The following is a 1066-nucleotide window of genomic DNA, read 5'->3' as shown; positions in this document are numbered from 1 at the left end:
GTCCGCACGTGCTTTTCTAAGTTCAGCCCGCATCCGCTCGGCCGCCATCAACTGGAAAGAGGATGTGCGCCGCTGGCACCCGAACCAGGAATGGATCTGGGCTCCCGGCGGTTTTGGCGTCTTCGATCCCGGCATCAACGCGCTGTCGATTGCCACCCATATCCTGCCGGCCATGTTCATCACCTCGGCGGTGCTCAACTTTCCCGAAAACCGCGCCTCCCCGGTTGCCGCGCGCGTCACCTTCCGCACCTCGAATGGCCTGCCGGTGACGATGGACCTAGACTGGCTGCAGACAGGCCCGCAAAGCTGGGACATCCTGGCCGACACCGACAAGGGCGCCATGGTGCTGTCGGGCGGCGGCTCGAAGCTCGCCATCGACGGCAAGGTCATTCACGAAGAGCCGGAAGCGGAATATCCGATGCTCTACAAGCGCTTCGCCGAGATCGTGCGCGCCGGCGTTTCCGATGTCGATCTGGCCCCGCTCCAGCACGTCGCTGACGCCTTCATGCTCGGCAAGCGCAACGTAGTCGAGGCGTTTTTCGATTGAGCTCTGGAACCGCACTCGCTGATCGCGCGGCGGTCGCAGGTTGGGAATAGTCGCGCGACAGGATTGTCGCGCGACTGAGAACCAGCGGATCGCCAGGCTCAATTCCTGGTCCTGCAACCGGCACGCTTGACCATGTCGGCAATGATCAGTGGCGTCGCCGGTGTCTGAGACCAGTTACCCTGACGAGGGGCGCCCGCTTCAAGGGCGGCGCGCACCGCTCGTGTATCCAGGCTGAAAGAACTCTTGCAGGAAACGAGGCCGCCATTGCCGATCGTGTCGGCGATCACGCCGGCGGCTTCGCCAACCCCGGCGACATAGGCGACCAGCGTTTGCCTGGCGACCGGGCTCGTGTCGGCCTTGTCGAGCATTTCCATCACCTGCCCCACCAATATCCGGCCTGTCGCTGTCGACGGGAGGGCGATGGCAGCAAAAGGCGTTATGGACGCGGCGACAATCGCGATGGCTGCCACGGCAATCCGGCGTTTGAACGAAGGCATAGGTTTCTCCTGTGATGAGGAA

Annotated in this window: 1 protein-coding gene and 1 pseudogene; one reads left to right on the top strand and one right to left on the bottom strand. The window is 63.2% G+C overall.

The features are described from left to right. A pseudogene (locus tag EN925_RS37060) lies at positions 1-547 on the top strand (gfo/Idh/MocA family oxidoreductase); the annotation flags it as partial. A gap of 98 nt (positions 548-645) precedes the next feature. Here EN925_RS37060 and EN925_RS37055 read toward each other — a convergent pair. Then, positions 646-1044, bottom strand: coding sequence for a chlorophyllide reductase (locus tag EN925_RS37055; RefSeq protein WP_127370399.1), 399 nt, complete (start codon positions 1042-1044; stop codon positions 646-648). Positions 1045-1066 lie beyond the last annotated feature (22 nt).

Origin of the sequence: Mesorhizobium sp. M7A.F.Ca.US.006.04.2.1 (assembly GCF_004022915.1) — a bacterium.
Taxonomy (GTDB): Bacteria; Pseudomonadota; Alphaproteobacteria; order Rhizobiales; family Rhizobiaceae; genus Mesorhizobium; species Mesorhizobium ciceri.
Note: the sequence above shows the minus strand (reverse complement) of the source record. Positions and strands in the feature narration are given on the sequence as shown.

Bases quoted from the DNA above. Each gene is read 5' to 3' on its own strand.
- EN925_RS37055 (WP_127370399.1), bottom strand. From the start codon at position 1,044: ATGCCTTCGTTCAAACGCCGGATTGCCGTGGCAGCCATCGCGATTGTC.